Origin of the sequence: Streptomyces sp. NBC_00872 (assembly GCF_045161915.1) — a bacterium.
In the GTDB taxonomy this organism is placed as follows: Bacteria; Actinomycetota; Actinomycetes; order Streptomycetales; family Streptomycetaceae; genus Streptomyces.
Genome location: NZ_CP108806.1, coordinates 7745802 through 7765475, shown reverse-complemented (window position 1 = coordinate 7765475; position 19674 = coordinate 7745802). Strand labels below are relative to the sequence as shown.

The following is a 19674-nucleotide window of genomic DNA, read 5'->3' as shown; positions in this document are numbered from 1 at the left end:
GGTGCCGGGGCAGGCAGGCCCTACCGGGCTCCCGCCGGAACCGGTGTGCCGCCGGGGACGTTGTTGAGCGGGCGGCTTGCCCGGTCCTTCTCCGCCGACCGCGTGAGCGACGGCGTCGGTGACGGTGACGGTGACGGGGCGAAGACGCCCGTGACGCACCGGCCCTCGACATCGGCGCGCGGTGCGAACACCACGTCCAGGCAGTCGTCGTCGGTCGGCGACCAGGTGATCGCCGTCCAGTGGCCGAGGCGGTCGCCCAGCTGGTGGAACTCCTCCGGGTCCGGGGCCGGGGGCCTGGTCCCGGGAGCGCGAACGGTGCCCACGTCAGCACCCGCGCCGGCGCCGGCGCCGGACAGTTCGTCCAGCGTGGCGAGGTCTTCGCGCAGGCGGGTGTTGGGCACTCCCGTGACACGGACCGGAAGGGTCCGCGCGAGTCGGGCAGCGAGGTCGTCCAGGGTCGTCACCTCGGTACCCCAGGCGAGCGTCGGCACGGAGGCCATCGGGACGGTATCGGCCGGGGGCGTGGCCAGGAGCACGTCGTAGCGGTAGCGGTTCAGCTCGTTGTGGGCCGCGCCCCGCTTCGTGCGTACGTCGACGGCGACGACCCCGCCCGACCGCTCGGCGAAGGCCGTGAAGTACGCGGGATCCAGCAGCAGTTCGTTCTCCGTCTCCATCGCCCGGTCGACCAGGGCGCGCCGCGTCACCGCGTCGGTTCCGGCCGGTGCCCGTCGCCGCTGCACCGCGCTGGTGAAGCACTCCTGGAGCCGCAGGTTGCGGACATCGCCGATGAAGACCCGGCCGCCGGCGGCCAGCAGGGGCAGCACGCCCGTCAGCACACCGGTCAGATAGTCGCCGCTCGGGAAGTACTGGACCACCGAGTTGATCACCACAGTGTCGAAGTAGCCGTCGGGCAGTCCGGTGGTCACATGGGCGGGCTGGGCTCGCAGCTCCACCCGCTGCCGGAGCGCGGGATGGGCTTCGAGTTGCCGGTCGAGTGTCTCCACGGCGACCGGCGACAGGTCGGTACCCACGTACTTCTCACAGTGCGGGGCGATACGTGCCAGGAACACCCCACTGCCGACGCCGATCTCCAGGACCCGGCGCGGGCGGGTCTCCAGGATGCGGTCGACGGTGGCGTCCCGCCATTCGCGCATCTCCGCGACGGGGATGGCCGATCCGTCGTAGCTGCTGTCCCAGCCGGTGAAGTCCTCCCCCATCGCGTCCCAGGAGCCGGCGTACGAGGTGTCGTACACCGTGCGCCAGGTGTCGAGCCACTCGTCCTCCGCCGTCGCCGTGGTGCCGGTCGCGATGGTGCCCGTCGCAGTGGCGGGAGCCGTGGCGGAACCCGCCGCGGAAGCCGTGGCGGGAGCCGGGACGGCGGGCGCTCCCGTCGGCGGGGGGCCGTCGAGCGCCGGCAGCAGTCTCTCGTCCGCGCGCCGCTGCTCGGTGTCGCGGTCCTCGATCTCCGGGTCCGGGACCGCGTCCGGCAGGGCGTCCTCGACGAAGCGCAGCTTGCGGTTGAACCACGCCCGGACGGTCCAGAGCGTGAGCAGCAGACCGCTGACGACGACGACCAGGGCGAGGCCACGGCCGGGGCCCGTACCCAGCACGGTTCCGAAGGAGCCGGCCAGCGCGCCGTCCGGCATGAGCATCGGACGGAAGACATGGTCGGCCAGCGGCCCGACGACCAGATAGCCGAGCGGCATGGTGGCCGTGACGACCGTGATGAAGATGGCCAGTACCCGGCCCTGGAGTTCCAGGCCGACCTTCCGCTGGAGCAGCGCGATCCAGTGGCCGTTGATGAGCGACTCGGTGAAGGCCATGCCGAACATGCCCGCGACCAGCAGCCACGGCCGGCCGGCCAGCCCGATCACCAGCAGCCCGAGGTTGTTGGCGCCCATGAAGAGGAGCATGCCGTCGGTACGGCGGCGGGTACCGCCCCACACGCTCATGGCGAGGGAGCCGAGCAGCGCGCCGAGGCCACCGCCGCTGAGCACCACACCGAGGGTGGCGGTGTCGTACTCGATCAGCACCAGCGGGGTGATCAGCGCGAACCCGACGGCGTACAGGGAGTGGTCGACGACGAAGTACCAGAGGACCGACTTCAGTCCGGGCCGCCGGGTGATGTAGCGCCAGCCGTTCAGCATCTCCGAGCGGACGGGCTCCTCACGGCGGCGGAACAGCCGGTCGGGGAAGCGGACCAGGAGCAGTGTGGCCACGGCCACGCCGAAGGTGGCCAGATCGATCAGAAGGATCACCGGCAGCGGGACGACGCTCAGCAGACCCGCGCCGAGCATCGGGGCGAACAGCGCGCCCGCTCCCGTACCGAGCTGGGTGATACCGCCCGCGTGTCCGAGGAACGGTTTCGGTACGAGCTGGGCCACGGCCGCCAGATACGCGGGCCGTTGGAAGGCGCTGGTGACGGAGGTCAGCCCGCAGAGCAGATATACGTAGGGCATGCTCACGCGGTCTCCGGTGAGCAGCCCGATCATGCCCAGCACGGCGAGTCCGGCGGCCAGGTCGCTGAAGAGCATCACCTTCCTGCGGTCGTAGCGGTCGGCCACCACACCGGCGAGCGGTCCGACCAGCAGGCCGGGCAGCAGCGAGACCGCGGCGACGAACGCGAAGGCGGTCACCTGGCCGGTCCGCTGGTACACCCACAGGCTCATGACGAGCTGGCTCAGCGCGCTGCCGACGGTCGACACGAACTGGCCCGCCGCGACGGCCGAGAACCGGCCCAGACTCGGCTCGGGTCCGGACGGCGCCGGACGGGCGGCCGGAAGCGGTGCCGCCCGTGAGGCCCGCGCGCTCCGGGCCGCCCGCGCCGCCTGCCCGGTCGGGACCGCCTGCCCGGTCCGGGACGCCTGCCCGGTCTGGGCCTTCTGCTCGGTCAGGGCCGTCCGCTCGGTCCGGGCCGCCTGCCCGGTCAGGGCCGCCTGCTCGGTCTCCTCCGTCGCGGGGGCCCGTGTCCGTGCGCCGGGGTCCTGCGGGGAGGCGTCCGGTGCGGCTCGGCGCCCGGCCCAGGCCGCCACCTCCTCCGCCAGTTCCACCGCCTGGTGCTTGAGGAAGCCGTGCCCCGCCTTCGGGATCACCGCCAGTTCGACATCGTCCGCGTAGTGCTCCCACTCGCGGAAGCGTTCGGTGTACAGCTCGGTGACGCGGTCCTTGGAGCCGACCACGCTCAGCAGCGGGGCCTTCAGCACCTGGCTCCGTCCCCGGCTGAGCGTCCGGGCGTAGTAGTGCTCGGAACCGCGCTCGTCATGCCGTACCGAGCGCATCGCGAAGGCGTACTCCGCCGGGTCGTCGAATTCCGACATCCCGCCGCCCAGCGCGCGGATCTCCTCCAGGATGGCGCGGTCCGACACCAGCCGGTCGACCGGGAAGTGCCGGTAGACCCAGTCGAAGAACCGTCCGGGCAGCCGGGCCATCGGGAACATCGCGCCGATCGCCACACCCGCCAGCGGCAGACCCGCCGCCTCGGCCCGCATACCCAGTTCGAGGGTGATCGCCGAGCCGTGGCAGTGCCCGTACAGGTACACCGGGCCCGGCAGTTCACGCATCTCGTCCAGGCAGCGGTCGATCAGTTCGTCGAACGGCAGCGCCTCCTCGTCCGGACGGCTCCAGTCACGGCCCGGACTCTGGAGCGCGTACAGCGACCAGTCGTCCGGCAGCGCCTTGGCGACCGGCTCGAAGGCGAGCGCGTGGCCGCCCGAGTACGGGATGCAGACGAGGGTGGCCGCGGCGGGGCGTTCGCGGTCCGGGGTGAGCCGGTGGAGCAGTGATCCCTCACCGCCGGAGCCGGCCGTCCCGGCCCGCGCCGGGTCCACGGGGTTCGCGGGGTTCACGGGGTTCGCGGGGTTCACGGGGTTCGCGGGGTTCACGGCACCGGTGCGCAGAGCGATGTGCTCGGCGAGCCGCTCGACCGTCGCGTTGCGGTACAGGTCCAGCAGCGCGACCCGGACACCGCAGCGCTGCTCGACGAGGCGTACCAGGCGCAGGGCGGCGAAGGAGTCGCCGCCGAGATCGAAGAACCCGTCGTTCAGCGCGATCCGCTCGCGGCCCAGCACCTCGGCCCAGAGGGCGGCGAGTTCCTTCTCGGTGCCGGTGCGCGGCTCGGTCCTGGCGCCGCTCTCCAGTTCCTCGGGAGGCTGCGGCAGCGCCTTGCGGTCCACCTTGCCGTTCGCGCCGAGGGGCAGCGCGGGCAGGATCACCGTCCTGGCGGGTATCGCGTAGTGCGGAAGGATCTCCTGCACGCCCCGGCGCAGCGCTTCCGCGGTCGGCGGCAGCGCCGGGTCGGCCGGAACGGCGTACCCCACGAGCCGGGAGACGCCCCGGGTGTCGGGACGGACCGCGACCGCCGCGGCACGCACGCCGGGCTGGGCGGCCAGCGCCGCTTCCACCTCGTCGAGTTCGATGCGATGACCGTTGATCTTGACCTGGTCGTCCAGACGGCCGAGGAACACCATCACCCCGTCGGCGCGCAGCCGCGCGCCGTCGCCGGTCCGGTACATCCGGCCGCCGGGCTCCGGGGCGAACGGGTCGGGGCGGAAGCGCTCCTCGGTGAGGTCAGGCCGGGCGTGGTAGCCGGTGGCCACGCCCGGCCCGCCGATCCACAGCTCGCCGGGGACGCCGAAGGGCAGCGGACGGCCGTGCGTGTCGAGGACGTACAGCCGGTTGCCCGGGTACGGGCGGCCGATCGGCAGCGGTGCCTGCGCCGGTTCACCGCTGACGTCGCCCTCGAAGTAGGCGTTGTCGACGGTGGCCTCGGTGACACCGTACGAGTTGACGACCCGTCCGCCGGGGCCGACCAGGGCCAGGGCGCGACGGTACTCGTGGACGTACCACTTCTCGGCGCCGCCGGCGAGCAGCCTCAGCTCGGGCAGCGGCTGCGGGGTCGGCGCTGATGGGCCCGCTCCGTGTCCGCCTTCGTGCCCGGCTCCCTGTCCGGCTCCGTGTCCGGCTCCCGACCGGGTCTCGGCGTGGTCGAGGAGGCCGCGCAGCACGGTCGGTACCAGCTCGGCGACATTGACCCGCTCGTCGCACAGCAGGCTGTAGAGCGCGTCCGGGTCGAGCAGGGTCTCGTGCGGGCAGACGACGATCCGGCCACCGGTGCCGAGGGCACGCAGGGTCTCGCCGACGAAGACGTCGAAGGAGGAGTTGGCGGCCTGGAGATGGGACAGGCCGGGAGTCAGCCCGTACGCCTCCCGCCACATGGCGACGGCGTGGTGGAGGTTGCCGTGCGAGACGACGACGCCCTTGGGCAGGCCGGTGGTGCCGGAGGTGTAGAGGACGTACGCCGGGTCGGCGGCCGTGATCCGGTGTCCGGCCGGGGCGGCCGGTGTTCCCGGTGCGACCCGTGTTCGTGCGGCGTCCGGTGTTCCTGCGGCGTCCGTGTCCGGGGCGGCGGGCTCAACTCCGGCTCCGGGTCCGGGTCCGACCACGGCTCCGGCTCCGACCACGGCTCCGGCTCCGGCGCCGACTCCGGTCGTGAGGATGACCGGGACACCGTCCGGTGCGACGAACCCCGTCGGGTCGCCGGGCCCGTCGGTGAGCAGCACGCACGCACCGCTGTCCGTGAACATGTGCCGCAGCCGCTCGGCCGGGTAGCGGGGATCGAGCGGGACATATGCCGCGCCCGCCTTCCAGACCGCGAGCACCGCCGCGTACACCGCCGGGCCCTGCGGCAGATGGATGGCGACCCGGTCGCCGTTGGTGACGCCGGCGGCGCGCAGCGCGCGGGCGAGCCGGTCGGCCTCCTGGTCCAGCCGGGCGTAGCTCCAGTGCAGGCCGCCCTGGGTGACGGCGGGGGCGTCCGGAGTGCGACGGGCGTGTTCCTCGAACAAGGTGTGTACGCCGCCCTGCTCAGGCACGGCCGAAGCGCTCTGCCGCCCGTCCGCCGGGACCGTCACCTGCTCACTCGCCGGAGCCGTCGCCTGCCCGTCCGCCGAGGCCGTCATCTGCCCCTCCGCCGGGGCCGTCGGCGCGTGGCCCGCGGCCAGCACCTCCTGGCGCCTCTCCGGCGACAGCAGCGTAAGGCGGCTGATCGCGGCGGTGGGCTCGTCGAGCGCGCTCCCCAGCAGTGTCAGCAGGTTTTCGAGCAGCCGCTGTGCGGTGGCGCGGTCGAACAGCTCGGTGGCGTATTCCACGGACAGCACCGGCCCGGCGGCCGGGAAGTCCAGGGTGACGGTGAGGTCGAGCTTCGTGGTTCCCGGGAAGGTGTCGCCGAGGTGTTCCACGGTCACCGCGCCGTGCCGGGCCACCGAGGCGGGTGTGTTGACGACGATCAGCATCACCTGGGTGAGTGGTCCGCGGTCGGCGCGAGGCGTCACCGGCAAGGCGCGGACCAGCTCGGACAGTGACTGGTCCGGGTGGCTGAGCGCGTCCACGACCGTTTCTGTCGCGCGGCGCAGCGCCGTCCGGAAGTCGGGGTCACCGGAGAGATCGGTGCGCAGCGGAAGGATGTTGATGAAGGCGCCCACACCGCGCTCGCTGTCCGGGGCGTCGCGGTGTGCGACCGGGGCGAGCACGGTGATGTCGGTGCGCCCCGTCAGCCGGGCGACGAGGGTCTGCAGCGCGGCGAGAACGAAGGTGTGCGTCGTGGTCCCGGACGCGCGCGCCGCTTCGTCGACGCGGGTCAGCAGTGCCGGGTCCAGCCGGTGTTCGATCTTGGCGCCGGTGAAGGACCGTACGGCGGGACGCGGCCGGTCGGCCGGTATCTCCGCATCCGTGTCGACACCGTTGAGCCGGTCGGTCCAGTGGCTCAGCAGGGCGGCCCGCCGGGCGGGGTCCGAGGCGGACCGCAGGGCCCGGCGCAGATGCGGGGAGAAACGGTCTGCGGGGGCGGGCGGGGCGCCGTCGAGGAGGTGCGCGAGGTCGTCGGCGAGGACGGAGGCGGACCAGCCGTCGAAGACCAAGTGGTGCACGGCGACGACGAGTTCCCGGACATCGTCGTCCAGCCTCAGCCAAGTGGCGGCCAGCAGCGGGCCGGTGGCGAGGTCCAGGACCGTACGGCCGCGGGCGTCGGCGAGTTCGCCACGCCGGATCTCGCGTTGTTCGGGCGGGAGTTCCCTCAGGTCGTGGGCGGAGACCTCGATGTCCGGCGTCCGTCCGCCGAACGCCATCAGCGGCCCGTCGTCCGACCGGCCGAAGACCGCGCGCAGCGCCTCGTGCCGCTCGGCCAGTCGCCGCAGTGCGGCGGTGAGGGCGTCGGGGTCCACGGGGCCGGTCACGCGGTAGCGCAGCCCGAGGGTGTGCATGGGCGTGCCGGGGTGCAGTTGTTCGGCGAGCCAGGCGTCCTGCTGGAACGGTGTGAGCGGCAGCCGGTCGTCGGCCCCGGCCCCGGTGCCGGCCCTGGCACTGGCCTCAGGGCCGGTGCCGGTTTCGGACACGGACTCCCCCGGGTCCGGGACGGTGTTCGGCTCGGCCTCGGCCAGAAGGGCGGACAGTGCCGCCACCGTGGGGTTCGCGTACAGGTCGGCGAGGGTGAACCGGACACGGAACGCGCGCTCGATCCTGGTGACGATACGAATCGCGGTCAGTGAGTTCGCGCCGAGCAGGAACACGGAGTCGGCCGCGCCGACGGACTCCACGCCCAGTACGTCGGCGATCAGATCCGCGAGCGTCCCCTCGGTGCCGGTCAGGGCGTCCGGCGCCCCGGGGCTGGAGGCGGCGCCGGTGGGGTGGCCGGTGGGGCGGAGGGCAAGCGCGGCGAGCGCCTCGGCGTCCACCTTGCCACGGGAGTTGAGGGGGAACGCCTCGACCGGTACGAGCCGGGACGGAACCGCGTACGCGGGCAGCCGGTCCGACAGGTGCGCGGTCAGCTCGGCCAGGTCCGGATCCGTCAGCGCGGACGGGGCCGCCGAGCCGTCTCCGGCGGGCAGCAGATAGCCGACGAGCGTGGCCCGTCGGGCGTCGTACCGCACGACGGCGTCGCGGACCCGGGGATCCGCGAGGAGCACCTGCTCAACCTCGGTGGGCTCGACCCGGAACCCGCGCACCTTGATCTGCCGGTCCATCCGGCCCAGATAGACGAGGCTGCCGTCGGACAACTGCCGGACCCGGTCGCCGGTGTGGTAGTAGCGGACGCCGTCCGGGCCGGTGCCGAACCGCTCGGCGGTCAGCTCGGGCAGATTCACATACCCGACGCCGACGGTGGGGCCGCCGATGTGCAGCTCACCCTCCTCGCCCGGGGCAACGGGACCCTCGCTTCCGACGATCCGTATCCGTACACCCGGCAGCGGGCGGCCGATCGTCGCCGGCGCGTCCACGGGGCGGACCCCGGCGAGCGGTCCTGCCAGATCGTCCCAGGTCGCGACGACGGTGGTCTCGGTCGGACCGTAGACGTTGACGAGGCGTACCGGGGACCCGGCGTGCAGCCGGCGCCAGTCGGCGACGCGGTCCTGCCGGATCTCCTCACCGCCGACGCTGACGATACGGGCCGAGCCGGGCAGCCGCAGACCGTCGTGGACCATGGCGTCCACGACCTCGTGCCAGTACGCGGTCGGTATGTGCAGGACGGTGAGGCCCAGTTCACCGCACCGGTCGAGGAACGCGCCGGGGGACGCGAGCATCCCCTCGCCCCGTACGACGACGGTGGCGCCCGCGTACAGCGGCGGGAAGATCTCCTCGACGCTGCCGTCGAAGGAGATCGAGGAGAACTGGAGCACCCGGTCGCCGGGCGACAGACCGTACCCGGCGGCGATCTCCCGGCTGAAGTGGTCCAGCGCCCGTCGGGGGATGGCGACGCCCTTGGGCTGTCCGGTGCTTCCGGAGGTGTGGATGATGTACGCGAGATCGTCCGGACCGGGGTCCGTGTCTGGGGACGCGGGCGGTGGCACAGTCGCTGGTACGACCGGGGGTACCAGCGGAGGCACAGTCGGTGGTACGACCGGGGCTACCAGCGGCGGTACGGGTGGCAGCACACGCAGCCCGGCCCGCTCGAAGTCCGCCGCCCAGCGCTCGGGGGAGACGGCCGCGCGGACACCGCCGCGCTCGGCGATCGACCGCAGCCGCTCGGCCGGATCGGCCGGGTCGAGCGGTACGAACGCGGCACCGGCCCGCAGCAGACCGAGCATGGCCACCACGGTGGCCGGTCCGCGCCGGGCGCACAGACCGACGTTGTCGCCAGGCCGGACACCCGACCGCCGCAACTCCTCGGAGTAGCGGTGGACCAGTGCGTACAGCCGCCCGTACGAGATCTCGTCCGTACCGTCGGTGACCGCTATGCCGTCGGGACGGCCCTGCGCGTGCCGGGCGATGGCCGCCAGTACGTCGAGGGCGGCCGGCGGGCCATCGGGTCCGGGGGGAGAAGGCGGGGCGGGGGTCGGTGGGAGGAGCACGGTGGTTCCTTGCCTTCGGTACATGACGGGCGGGGTGGGGCTCGAAACGCGGGGTGGGACAGTGCGGGAGGGAACAGCGCGGGGTGGCCGGCGCCGGGCGCGGACCCGTGGCACTTCGGGACGGGACGGGACGCCGTGCGGCGGGAGCACGGTGGAGCGGTGGCCGGCCGGTGCCGCAGTGAGCGGTCGGTGGCGTGGTGAGCGGTCGACAGCCGGCCGTCGACGGTCGGTGACCGACCGTCACGGCAAGGGTCGGCCGTCCCCGCAGGGGCCGGCGGGCACGGCAGAGGCCGGCTGTCATGGCAAGGGCCGGCGGGCAGGGCTCAGCCGTCAGCCGGCGTCGGTGTCCCGGGCGGCCAGCAGGTAACCCAGTTCGAGCGCGGTGGAATCGACGCGTACGTCCGGGTGCGCGAAGTCGACGACGTCCAGCCGTGCCCGGTCGAACAGCTCGTCCCAGAACGCGCGCTTCTCCAGCCGCTGTTCGGTGATGACATGCAGCAGGAAGTACGGGTTGTAGTACGAGAGCCCGAGCGCGTGGGCCATGGTGCCCGGGTCGTCCAGCTGATGGTCCACCTCGATGACCAGCCAGTGGGCGCCCGGGTGGTTCTCCATGGTCTTGCGCAGCAGTTCCTCGACCGCCGCCTCGCTCTCCTGCTCCAGCATCTCCTGGAGGACGAAGGCGGTCAGGAAGCAGAGGGTGCCGTCGGTGGGCAGTTCGAAGGCCGCGGCGTCGGCCGCCCGGCCCCGGTGGATGGTGATCCGGTCGGACAGCCCCTCGGCCTCGACGCGCTCGGCCGCCAGCCTGCTGCCCACCTCGTCGGGCTCGATGCCCACCCCGCGCAGACCGGGGCGGCGGCGGACCAGCTCGGTCAGGAACGCCGCGTCCCCGCAGCCGAGGTCGACCACGGTGAGGCCCTCGCCGGGCAGCATGTCCAGCAGCCGGTCGGCCAGCGGCAGCGCGTCGAACATGCTCATCCCGCACGATCCGGCGCCCACCTTGGCGCCGTCACGGCTCGCGAACGGAGCGCCCTTCTTCAGTACGTCGCCGAGCTGGCCGAACGTCTGCGCGTATCCGCCCACCAGAAGTGTGTACCAGGGCTGGAACGGCGCGAGGGCCGCCGCCTTGTCGGTGAGGTGCCAGCCTTCGTCGGCGTCTTCGTCCGCGCCTTCGGTCCGCCGGGCGAGGTAGCCCTCGTTGGCGAGATAGAGACAGAAGCCGGCGAACCGCTCGGCATCGAATCCGTGCCGTTCGGCGAGGGCGGCGGAGGTGAGGCCGGGTACCGCGGTGAGGGTTCCGTACACCCCGCTGTCCATCATGGTGTACAGCGCGTGGGCGAGCGCGAGGTGACGGATCGGCTGGATCGCCTCGACGAGCCGGTGCTCGAAGTCGGTCGGTACGGCGGTGGCGTCGTTCATGAAACGTTTCTCCAACTTGCTGGTGGCGAGGTCAGACGCGCTGGGGCGCGGTGCGCGGGGGTGTGTGCGCAAAATCGATCGCGCTCAGCTCGTGGATGAGCCGATCGAGGTCGTCAGGGGTCCCGACGGAGATACGCAGCCATCCGGGCAGGCCGAGCGGCCCGCAGTCCTTGACCCATACGTCCCGGTCGCCCAGCCGCCGGACGACATCGGCCGAGGACAGTCCGTCCCGGCAGCGGGCGACGACGAAGTTGGTGTGCGTGTCGCGCGCCTCGGCGAACACCGGATGCGAACCCAGCGCCTCGACATACCGAGGACGGTCGGCCAGCACCTGGGCACACAGCCGCAGCCGGTGTGCGGGGTCTTCGAGGGAACCGGCCAGGGCGTGCAGGGCGATGGAGTTGACGGAGTGGAAGCGCTGCCGGGGGCGCAGCCGGGAGATGAGTTCGGGCGTGCCGATCAGCGCGCCGAGCCGCACACCGGCCAGGCCGTGGCTCTTGGAGAAGCTGCGGAAGAGCAGTAGCCCGGGGTGGGTGCCGAGGGGGTACGGATCGGTCAGCGCACTCCGTACGTCCGGGGCGGCGAAGTCGGCGTACGTCGTGTCGAGGAAGGCCACCTCCGCGCCGGCGACCACCGCGTCGACCCACTCGGAACGGAACAGATGACCGGTCGGGTTGTGCGGCTGGGCGAGGAACAACGCGCCTCCGCGGGCGAGTTCGGCGGGCGCGACAGCGGGTTCCCAGTGCTCGTCCAGCGGGATCGCCCGAGCCGTACGGCCGAGCACCAGGGCCCGGTCGAGGTAGGCGTCGAAGCCGGGCGAGACGAAATACGCGGTGTCGACCAGGGACAGCGCGAGGTCGACGGCCTCGTCCACACCGTTCGTCAGGAGTACGGACTCCGCCTCCACCCCGTTCTCCCGGGCGACGGCCTCGGTCACCTCACCCAGCAGCCCGCGCGGATACCGGTGGAGGTCGGCCGCGTTGGCGACGACGCGGGCGACCGCCGCCGGAGAGGGTCCGGTGGCGCACTCGTTCCAGTCGAGGCGCAGGCCGGAGGTCCCCCCGTGAACAGTGCTCTGCATATTCGTTCCGTTCCATGGGGTGTTTCCGCGGCCACCGGAGAGTTTCTGCTCAAGGTGAACTCCCCCATGGAGAAGGGTGAATTGCCGACCACGGGGCGAAGATCATTTCCGCGCCCGACCTGGCGGTTCTCAGCTGTCGGCGGCCGTGATGTGCACGTGATCGATGTCTTCGTCCAGGAAGGTGGCCAGGGCTTGGCCTTCGGTGTGGACGGCTTCCTGTTCCGCGGTGGAGAGGGAACGAAGTGGGGTGATGGCGAGTCGGCTGTCGCGCACGGTCCAGGTGGCGGAGACGCGTCCGTCGACGAGAACGGCGCGCAGACCGGCGACGGACAGACCGAGGTGGGCGTCGTCGATGATGCGACCGCGGTCGTGGTAGCCGAGGATCACATTGTCGAAGGCCGGGAGGAAGCGGACGGGTGCGGGGGTGTCGGGGTGCGGGCGCGGCGCATCGGGCAGGTCGAGGAGTTCGCGGCCGCGTTCGTCGCGGAAGGTGACGAGTTCCTCGCGGACGGCCCTGACGGCGGCGGGGAGTCCGGCGAGGCCGCACCAGGCGCGGATGTCCGCTGTGGCGGCGGGCCCGTGGACGGCGAGATAGCGCCGTACGAGCTGTTGCCCGGCCGGGTCGGTCGCGTCTGCCGGGTCGGCCGGGTCGGTCCCGTCGGTCGCGTCGGGGGAAAGCGGATCGATGTCGCGTCCGAGCCAGGTGGCCAGGGGCAGGTTACGCACGCCTGACCTGCTGTGCCACAGCCCGCGGGGCGGGAGCTGGACCATCGGAATCAGGGCGGCGACGAGCAGTTCGCCCAGGGCGCGGCGTGGTGGCGTGGGCCAGCGGTCCTGGAGCGCCTGCACGAGTTCGGCCATGGTGCGGGGCCGGTGGTCGGCCATGACCGCCCTGCCCGCCGCGGCGACCTCGTCGAGGTCGATGCCGGCGAGTTCGCGTCGATAGGTCGCCAGCACCCGCCGGCGCAGCATGGAGTCATGGCGGGCGCGCCAGGCCAGCGCGTCGTCGGCGGTGACGAGATGGACGGTACGGCGCATCAGATGTGTGCGCACGACCTCCCGCCCTGTCAGCAGATCGTCCAGCGCGTTCGGCTCGAAGCCGCGGAGCCGGGACCACAGACCGATGAACGGCTCCTGCGGTTGTTGTGCCTGCATCCCGCACAGATGGGCCACGGCGTCGCGGACCGGTGTGTCGGCACGGTCGAGCAGATACTGACGGGCGAGGGTCGCGCGGTTGAGGGCGCGGCTGTCAAGGATGGTCATGTCTCCCTCGGACAGCGCCCCGCGCGCCAACGGGACGCCGGCGCGGAGCGGTTCGGGCGTTGGAGGGGTCGGCGCATGGACCACGATCACAGGGATAGCGGACAGACCGTGTCCTATACAGAAGACAGAACGGCGGACGGCGGAAACGTCCGTGGGGTTCGCGGCGCGTCGTACTGGTGGTGCTCGGTACCGCCGGTGAGGCGCTCAGTCGGGCGGCCGGTCAGGCCCGGCTCCCGTGCTCGTGCTCGTGCTCGTGGAGGATGGCTTCGACGATCCGGCGCGACTGTGCCACCCGCGCGGGGTCGGAGCCGGCGAACTCGACCCAGGTGATCAGGGCTTTCCACAGTGCCCAGCCACGGCCACGGACCCAGGTGCCGTGGTCGGCCCGCAGCGCGGTCCGGAACGCCTTGCGGCTCGTCCCCGACAGCAGCGTCCAGGCGATCACCACATCGCAGGCCGGATCACCGACACCGAAGCAGCCGAAGTCGATGACGGCGGCGAGCCGGCCATCCCTGACCAGCAGGTTCCCCGCCGCGACATCTCCGTGGAACCAGACCGGCGCCTCCTCCCGGACCGCCGCGAGAGCCGCCTCCCACACCGCCGTGGCCGCCGCCCCGTCGATCAGATCCCCCAGCGTGCCGATCGCCCGCCGGGTTTCCTCGTCGTAGACCGAGGGCGGAGCACCGCGGAAGCCGGAGTGCGACGCGGGCGGCGGTCCGCCGGACGCGTCGATCCGCGCCAGCGCGTTCAGGAACCCGGCCAGCGTGACGGCGAACCCGGTCAGGTCGTCGATACGACCGGCATCGGCGCTCTCCCCCTCCAGCCAGGGGTAGACGGACCAGTGCAGCGGATAGCCCTCGCCGGGCGCGCCCTTCGCCAGCGGAACGGGCACGGGGAGCGGGAGGCGCGGTGCGAGGAACGGCATCCACCGCTGTTCCTGGCCGACCTGCCCCGCGTACCCGGGACCGCTGGGAAGCCGAACGGTCATGGTGTCACCGAGGTGAAAGGTCCGGTTGTCGTTCCCGCCGACCGCGACAGGCCTCACGGGGAGCCCGGACCACCGGGGAAACTGCGTGCCGACCAGCCGCCGTACCAGCGCCGTGTCGATCGGCGGCACAAGGAGTCCCGTCGCCCCGTCCCCCGACCCGTCCCCCGGTCCTGCGCCCCGACTGTCCCCCGGCCCGTGCCCCGGTCCGTGCCCCTGCCCGTCCTCCGGCCCGTCCTCCGGTCCTTCGCCCGCTCCGGGCTGTCCGTTGTCGCTCATACGCCCCAGAGTGGTCAGCCTGCCCGCCGGCTGACAACCGAATTCCGCAGGTGCCGAGTCGTCAAAAGCCGGTCCTGGTCTTCTCGTCGTAAGGGACGCGAGGGATACGGATGTCCGCGACGTCGTCCGTGCGTGCTCCCGAGCCACGGCTCCCGCATAGGCTGGGACAGTGCCGAGCCTGCCAGTGCGAGATTACGGTCGAGTCGTAACTGTTGGGGCGTGGGCGGTCATCGCGACGATCTTTCTCGGATGGGCGAGCTTTCTGGTCGCCTTCGGCGTCTTCGAGCTCGGCCGGACGGGCGAGACGGAGCGCGTCAAGATCTCGTCGTGCCACTCGGAAGGGGGCGGGCGAGGGCCGAGCTACGTCGTGTGTGTCGGACGCGCTGTGGATGGCGGGACACAGGACGAGGTATCGGTGCGTTACGACGGCAGGCCGGGCGAGACAGTGGTGGTGGAGGAGACGCTGTTGGGCCCCAGCCCGGTTGTCGAGAAGGGCTTCGTCGAGTGGGCGGTGATCCTGGTCTTCCCGCTGCTCCCGCTGGGGATCGGCGTCCTGTGTGTGGCTCTCGCCGTGCTTGCTGCCCGGAGGCCGTGACTCCGTTCAGGCGTGCGCCGTCTCCCGCGAGCGCGTGAGCCGGACCGGGGCACTCCGACCGGGGCACCGGTCACGTACGGCCGCCCGCCCGGGACCGCTCCGCACCCGGTCACGCCCCGCACCCGGTCACGCACAGTTATCCGGATCGACCGCGTGTCTCATGTCACATTCCGGAATGTGAACAGAGGTGACCAGGAGGTTGCCCGCGCTCTAGCCTGGCTGGTGCAGCTGGTTCGCCCTGCCCGCCAGGCAGACGCGTCGTAAGAGGGAACCCGGTGGGAATCCGGGACTGCCCCGCAGCGGTAAGTGGGAACGACCGCCGTCATACGCACTGGATCCGGGCCGGATCTGGGAAGCGACGGCCAGTAGGAATCTGTCTCGGCAGATGTGCCCACGAGTCCGAAGACCTGCCCGTTGCCCGTACGCGAACGATCGCGTGCGGCCATCCCGGTGACCTCGTGGGCGGGTCGGCGTACATACCAGACGGACAGGCGCGCGCGACGGCGCGGAACTGTGCCGCTCGGTTCGTCACCCCTTCGCGCTCGCGTCCCGTCTCCGGGATCCAAGGAGACATCTCGCGAAGGAGATTTCCGTGACAGCGAAGTCCGCGGCCGCGGCAGCACGGGCCACCGTGTACGGCTACCCCCGCCAGGGCCCGAACCGGGAACTGAAGAAGGCCGTCGAGGGGTACTGGAAGGGCCGCGTCACCGCCGACGCCCTCCGGGAGACGGCGGCCGGCCTGCGCCGGGCCAACTGGCGGCAGCTGGCGGACGCCGGCGTCCACGAGGTGCCGACCGGCGACTTCTCGTACTACGACCATGTCCTGGACACCAGCGTCATGGTCGGTGCCGTACCGGCGCGGCACCGTGACGCCGTCTCGGCCGACGCGCTCGACGGCTACTTCGCGATGGCCCGCGGCACCCAGGACGTGGCGCCGCTGGAGATGACCAAGTGGTTCGACACGAATTACCACTACCTCGTCCCCGAACTCGGCCCCGACACGGTCTTCACCGCCGACTCCGCCAAGCAGGTCGCCGAGCTCAAGGAAGCCCTCGCGCTCGGTCTCACCGCCCGCCCGGTGCTCGTCGGCCCCGTCACCTATCTCCTGCTCGCCAAGCCCGCCCCCGGGGTGGCCGCCGACTTCGAACCGCTCACCCTGCTGGACCGGCTGCTGCCGGTCTACGCCGAGGTGCTCGCGGACCTGCGCGCCGCCGGCGCGGAGTGGGTCCAGCTCGACGAGCCCGCCCTCGTCCAGGACCGCACCCCGGCCGAGCTGAACGCCGCCGCACGCGCCTACCGTGATCTCGGCGGCCTCACCGACCGCCCGAAGCTGCTCGCCGCTTCCTACTTCGACCGGCTCGGTGACGCCCTGCCCATCCTCGCGAAGGCCCCGATCGAGGGCCTGGCGCTCGATTTCACCGACGCCGCGGCGGCCAACCTCGACGCCCTGGCCTCGGTGGGCGGACTGCCCGGCAAGCGGCTCGTCGCCGGTGTGGTCAACGGCCGCAACATCTGGATCAACGACTACGAGAAGTCCCTGTCCATCCTCGGCACCCTCCTCGGGCTCGCCGACCGGGTCGATGTGGCCGCCTCCTGCTCCCTCCTGCACGTACCTCTCGACACGGCCGCCGAACGGGACATCGACCCGCAGATCCTTCGCTGGCTCGCCTTCGCCGTGCAGAAGACCACCGAGATCGTCACCCTGGCCAGGGGACTGGCCCGGGGAACCGGCACCATCGCCGCCGAGATCGCGGCCAACCGCGCCGACCTCGCCTCCCGGACGAACTCCCCGATCACCCGCGACCCGGCCGTACGGGCCAGGACCGCCGCCGTCACCGACGCCGACGGCCGCCGCTCCCAGCCCTACACGGAGCGTGCGATCGCCCAGCGCGCCCATCTCAAGCTGCCGCTGCTGCCGACGACCACCATCGGCTCGTTCCCGCAGACCGATGACCTGCGCACGGCCCGCGCCGCGCTGCGCACGGGACGTATCGACACCGCCGGATACGAGGAGCGCATCAAGGCCGAGATCAACGAGGTCATCGCCTTCCAGGAGAAGACGGGCATCGACGTCCTGGTGCACGGCGAGCCCGAACGCAACGACATGGTCCAGTACTTCGCCGAACAGCTCACCGGCTACCTGGCCACCCAGCACGGCTGGGTCCAGTCCTACGGCACCCGCTACGTCCGCCCGCCGGTCCTCGCCGGCGACATCTCCCGTCCCGAGCCGATGACGGTGCGCTGGACCTCCTACGCCCAGTCGCTCACCGGGCGCCCCGTCAAGGGCATGCTCACCGGACCCGTCACCATGCTGGCATGGTCGTTCGTCCGCGACGACCAGCCGCTCGGCGACACCGCCCGCCAGGTCGCCCTCGCCCTGCGCGACGAGGTCGACGACCTTGAGGCGGCAGGCACGTCCGTCATCCAGGTCGACGAGCCCGCCCTGCGCGAGACGCTCCCCCTGCGCGCCGCCGACCACGCCGCCTACCTCGACTGGGCCACCGAGTCGTTCCGCCTCACCACCAGCGGCGTACGCCCGGACACCCAGATCCACACGCACATGTGCTACGCCGAGTTTGGCGACATCGTCCAGGCCATCGACGACCTCGACGCCGACGTCATCAGCCTGGAAGCCGCCCGCTCCCATATGCAGGTCGCGCGCGAACTCGCCGTACACGGCTACCCGCGCGAAGCGGGCCCCGGTGTGTACGACATCCACTCCCCGCGCGTGCCCGCCGCGGAGGAGGCGGCGGCCCTGCTCCGCAAGGGACTGGAGGCCATTCCCGCCGAACGGCTGTGGGTCAACCCCGACTGCGGGCTGAAGACCCGCGGCTGGCCCGAGACCCGCGCCTCGCTGGAGAACCTGGTCACCGCGGCCCGCACAGTCCGCGCGGAACTGCCCGCCTCCTGATCAGGAGCTGCCCGTCTCCTGACCCCCCGGCGGCCGGGGAGGACACGTCTCGTGTCCTCCCCGGCCGTCCCGCGGAGCTTTCCGCGGCGGAGGGCAGGGAAGCCAGGCCCCCCGCCAGGCCTCTTGTGCGAAGGCCGGGGTAGGCGGACGGCACCGAGCCGCTACCTCCCGGAGGACGAGTGAACCCCAGCGACACATCCCCAGAAGCCGCTTCCCCGGAGGCGCGGTCAGGCACCGGTGCCCGGAGAGGCCGCGAGGAGACCGCCGATGAGCGGGCCGACAGGCGCTGGCAGGAACTCATCCAGGAGATACGGGTGACGCAGACCGGGGTGCAGATCCTCTTCGGATTCCTGCTGACCGTGGTCTTCACACCGCACTTCCAGGCCCTGGAGCAGACCGACAAGACCATCTACATCGTCACCGTGGTGCTCGGCGCGCTCGCCACGGGAGCGCTGATCGGGCCGGTGGCCTTCCACCGGATCGTCTCCGGACGGCGCATCAAACCCCAGGCCGTCGTGTGGGCTTCGAGGCTGACGTTCACCGGTATGGTCCTGCTGCTGGCCACCCTGACGTCCGCCCTCTTCCTGGTACTCCGCGCGGCCACCCACAACGGGTTCGTACCATGGCTGGTCTCCACCGTGGTCGCCTGGTACCTGCTGTGCTGGTTCGCCCTCCCCCTGTGGGCCCGCTACCGCCTCACCGACAACGACTGACCGAAGACACCTGTCGGTACGGCGCGACCGGCCGGGCCTGAGCAGACCCGGCCGGTGCCGTCAGGGCAGGGCGGCCAGTGTGAAGGGGTGTCCGGCCGGGTCGGAGTAGATCCGTGTGTCGCGCGGGCCGCCGTTGTCCTTCGTCTCCAGCGGCCTGGCGCCCAGGCTGATCGCCTCGCGCTCCGCCTCGTCCATGTCGTCCCGGGCCACCAGGATCCGCAGATGCGCCTGCTGGGAGCTCTCGGGACGCGGCCAGCTGGCGGGCGCGTGGCCATGATCCCTGCGGATCGCGAGATGGACCCCGTCATGGCCGACGATCTCCACGAAGTCCGGGTTCTTCCCGATCCGGGTCTCGGCGTCGAGGAACGTCGCGTAGAAGCCCGCGAGTTCGACAGGTTCGGCACTGTCCAGGACGAGCACGCTGGTCTTGGTCACCGTCATGGGGGAACGCCTGCCCGCTGTTACGGCGCACACACGTGGCGCAGCTCCGGCCCGCTCGGCGTGGGCGGCGGATCCCGCCGGGGGTCAGCGGCCGAGGGCCTTGGCGAGCTGCTCCTTGGTCATGGTCGAGCGGCCTTCGACACCGCGCTTCCGCGCCTCGGCGTAGAGCTGGTCCTTCGTCGGCCCCTGAGCGCCGGTGTGGGAGCGCTGTCCGCCACGCTGGGACGCGGACTTCGGGTCCCGGAGCGATGTCCGGCTCGCCGTCCTCGACTCGCCCGCCCTGGCACGTTCCTTGTTCACGGTGCGCGCCGCGATCTCCTTCGCCCGGCCCTCGGACTCTCCGCGCTCCTCCGCGCTCTCCTTGATGTGCTCGTACTGACGCTCCCGCTTGGGACTCGAACCACGCGGCATGACGCTCCTCCTCCTCGCATTCGCGTTCGGCCCGTCGTGGACCGAAAGCTTCCACCACGGGCGCGTACCCGCGGAAGCACGGGGCTCACATCCATCCGTCGATCGTCCCGCTCCTTCCCACTGCACATCCTCGGCCCGGCCGCCGCCACAGGAGAGGGCCATGCGCGAGAGGGCCATGCGCGGACACCACACGCCGCCGACGCCATGGCTGCCCGGAGACGGTTACAACTGACGACACCTG

General features: G+C 72.0%; 10 protein-coding genes and 1 riboswitch. Of the genes, 3 read left to right on the top strand and 7 right to left on the bottom strand.

Annotation, left to right across the window (positions count from 1 at the left end; genetic code table 11):
- Positions 1-20 precede the first annotated feature (20 nt).
- From OG214_RS33225 to OG214_RS33205, 5 genes are all read right to left on the bottom strand, one after another.
- Positions 21-9338 (bottom strand): amino acid adenylation domain-containing protein, encoded by a 9318-nt coding sequence (locus OG214_RS33225; protein WP_405986803.1) that lies wholly within the window; start codon positions 9336-9338, stop codon positions 21-23.
- A 330-nt stretch (positions 9339-9668) separates the two neighbouring features.
- Positions 9669-10754 (bottom strand): 2-ketoarginine methyltransferase, encoded by a 1086-nt coding sequence (locus OG214_RS33220; protein WP_405986802.1) that lies wholly within the window; start codon positions 10752-10754, stop codon positions 9669-9671.
- Positions 10755-10785: 31 nt separating this feature from the next.
- Positions 10786-11835, bottom strand: coding sequence for a pyridoxal phosphate-dependent aminotransferase (locus OG214_RS33215; protein ID WP_405986801.1), 1050 nt, complete (start codon positions 11833-11835; stop codon positions 10786-10788).
- A gap of 129 nt (positions 11836-11964) precedes the next feature.
- Positions 11965-13098: a winged helix DNA-binding domain-containing protein gene (locus OG214_RS33210; RefSeq protein ID WP_405986800.1), complete on the bottom strand. Its 1134-nt coding sequence runs from the start codon at positions 13096-13098 to the stop codon at positions 11965-11967.
- Between the two features lie 220 nt (positions 13099-13318).
- Entirely contained in the window at positions 13319-14362 is a 1044-nt protein-coding gene (locus OG214_RS33205) for an aminoglycoside phosphotransferase family protein (protein ID WP_405986799.1), read from the bottom strand.
- Between the two features lie 169 nt (positions 14363-14531).
- On the opposite strand from OG214_RS33205, the gene OG214_RS33200 reads away from it, so the two are divergent.
- The 3 genes from OG214_RS33200 to OG214_RS33190 all read left to right on the top strand — a co-directional run bounded on the left by OG214_RS33200 (position 14532) and on the right by OG214_RS33190 (position 18581).
- Entirely contained in the window at positions 14532-14957 is a 426-nt protein-coding gene (locus OG214_RS33200) for a hypothetical protein (protein ID WP_405986798.1), read from the top strand.
- 212 nt (positions 14958-15169) lie between these two features.
- Positions 15170-15387, top strand: a riboswitch (cobalamin riboswitch).
- A 162-nt stretch (positions 15388-15549) separates the two neighbouring features.
- Positions 15550-17868, top strand: a complete 2319-nt coding sequence (gene metE, locus OG214_RS33195) for a 5-methyltetrahydropteroyltriglutamate--homocysteine S-methyltransferase (RefSeq protein WP_405986797.1) — start codon at positions 15550-15552, stop codon at positions 17866-17868.
- Positions 17869-18047: 179 nt separating this feature from the next.
- The gene (locus OG214_RS33190; RefSeq protein WP_363083488.1) at positions 18048-18581 is read left to right on the top strand and encodes a DUF6328 family protein; all 534 of its coding nucleotides are present in this window, start codon (positions 18048-18050) and stop codon (positions 18579-18581) included.
- Positions 18582-18641: 60 nt separating this feature from the next.
- Here the strand turns inward: OG214_RS33190 and OG214_RS33185 are convergent, their stop codons facing one another.
- Together OG214_RS33185 and OG214_RS33180 are read right to left on the bottom strand one after the other, a co-directional pair.
- The gene (locus tag OG214_RS33185) at positions 18642-19022 is read right to left on the bottom strand and encodes a VOC family protein (protein ID WP_363083489.1); all 381 of its coding nucleotides are present in this window, start codon (positions 19020-19022) and stop codon (positions 18642-18644) included.
- Between the two features lie 84 nt (positions 19023-19106).
- Positions 19107-19433 (bottom strand): plasmid stabilization protein, encoded by a 327-nt coding sequence (locus OG214_RS33180; protein ID WP_383034728.1) that lies wholly within the window; start codon positions 19431-19433, stop codon positions 19107-19109.
- Between the last annotated feature and the right edge of the window lie 241 nt (positions 19434-19674).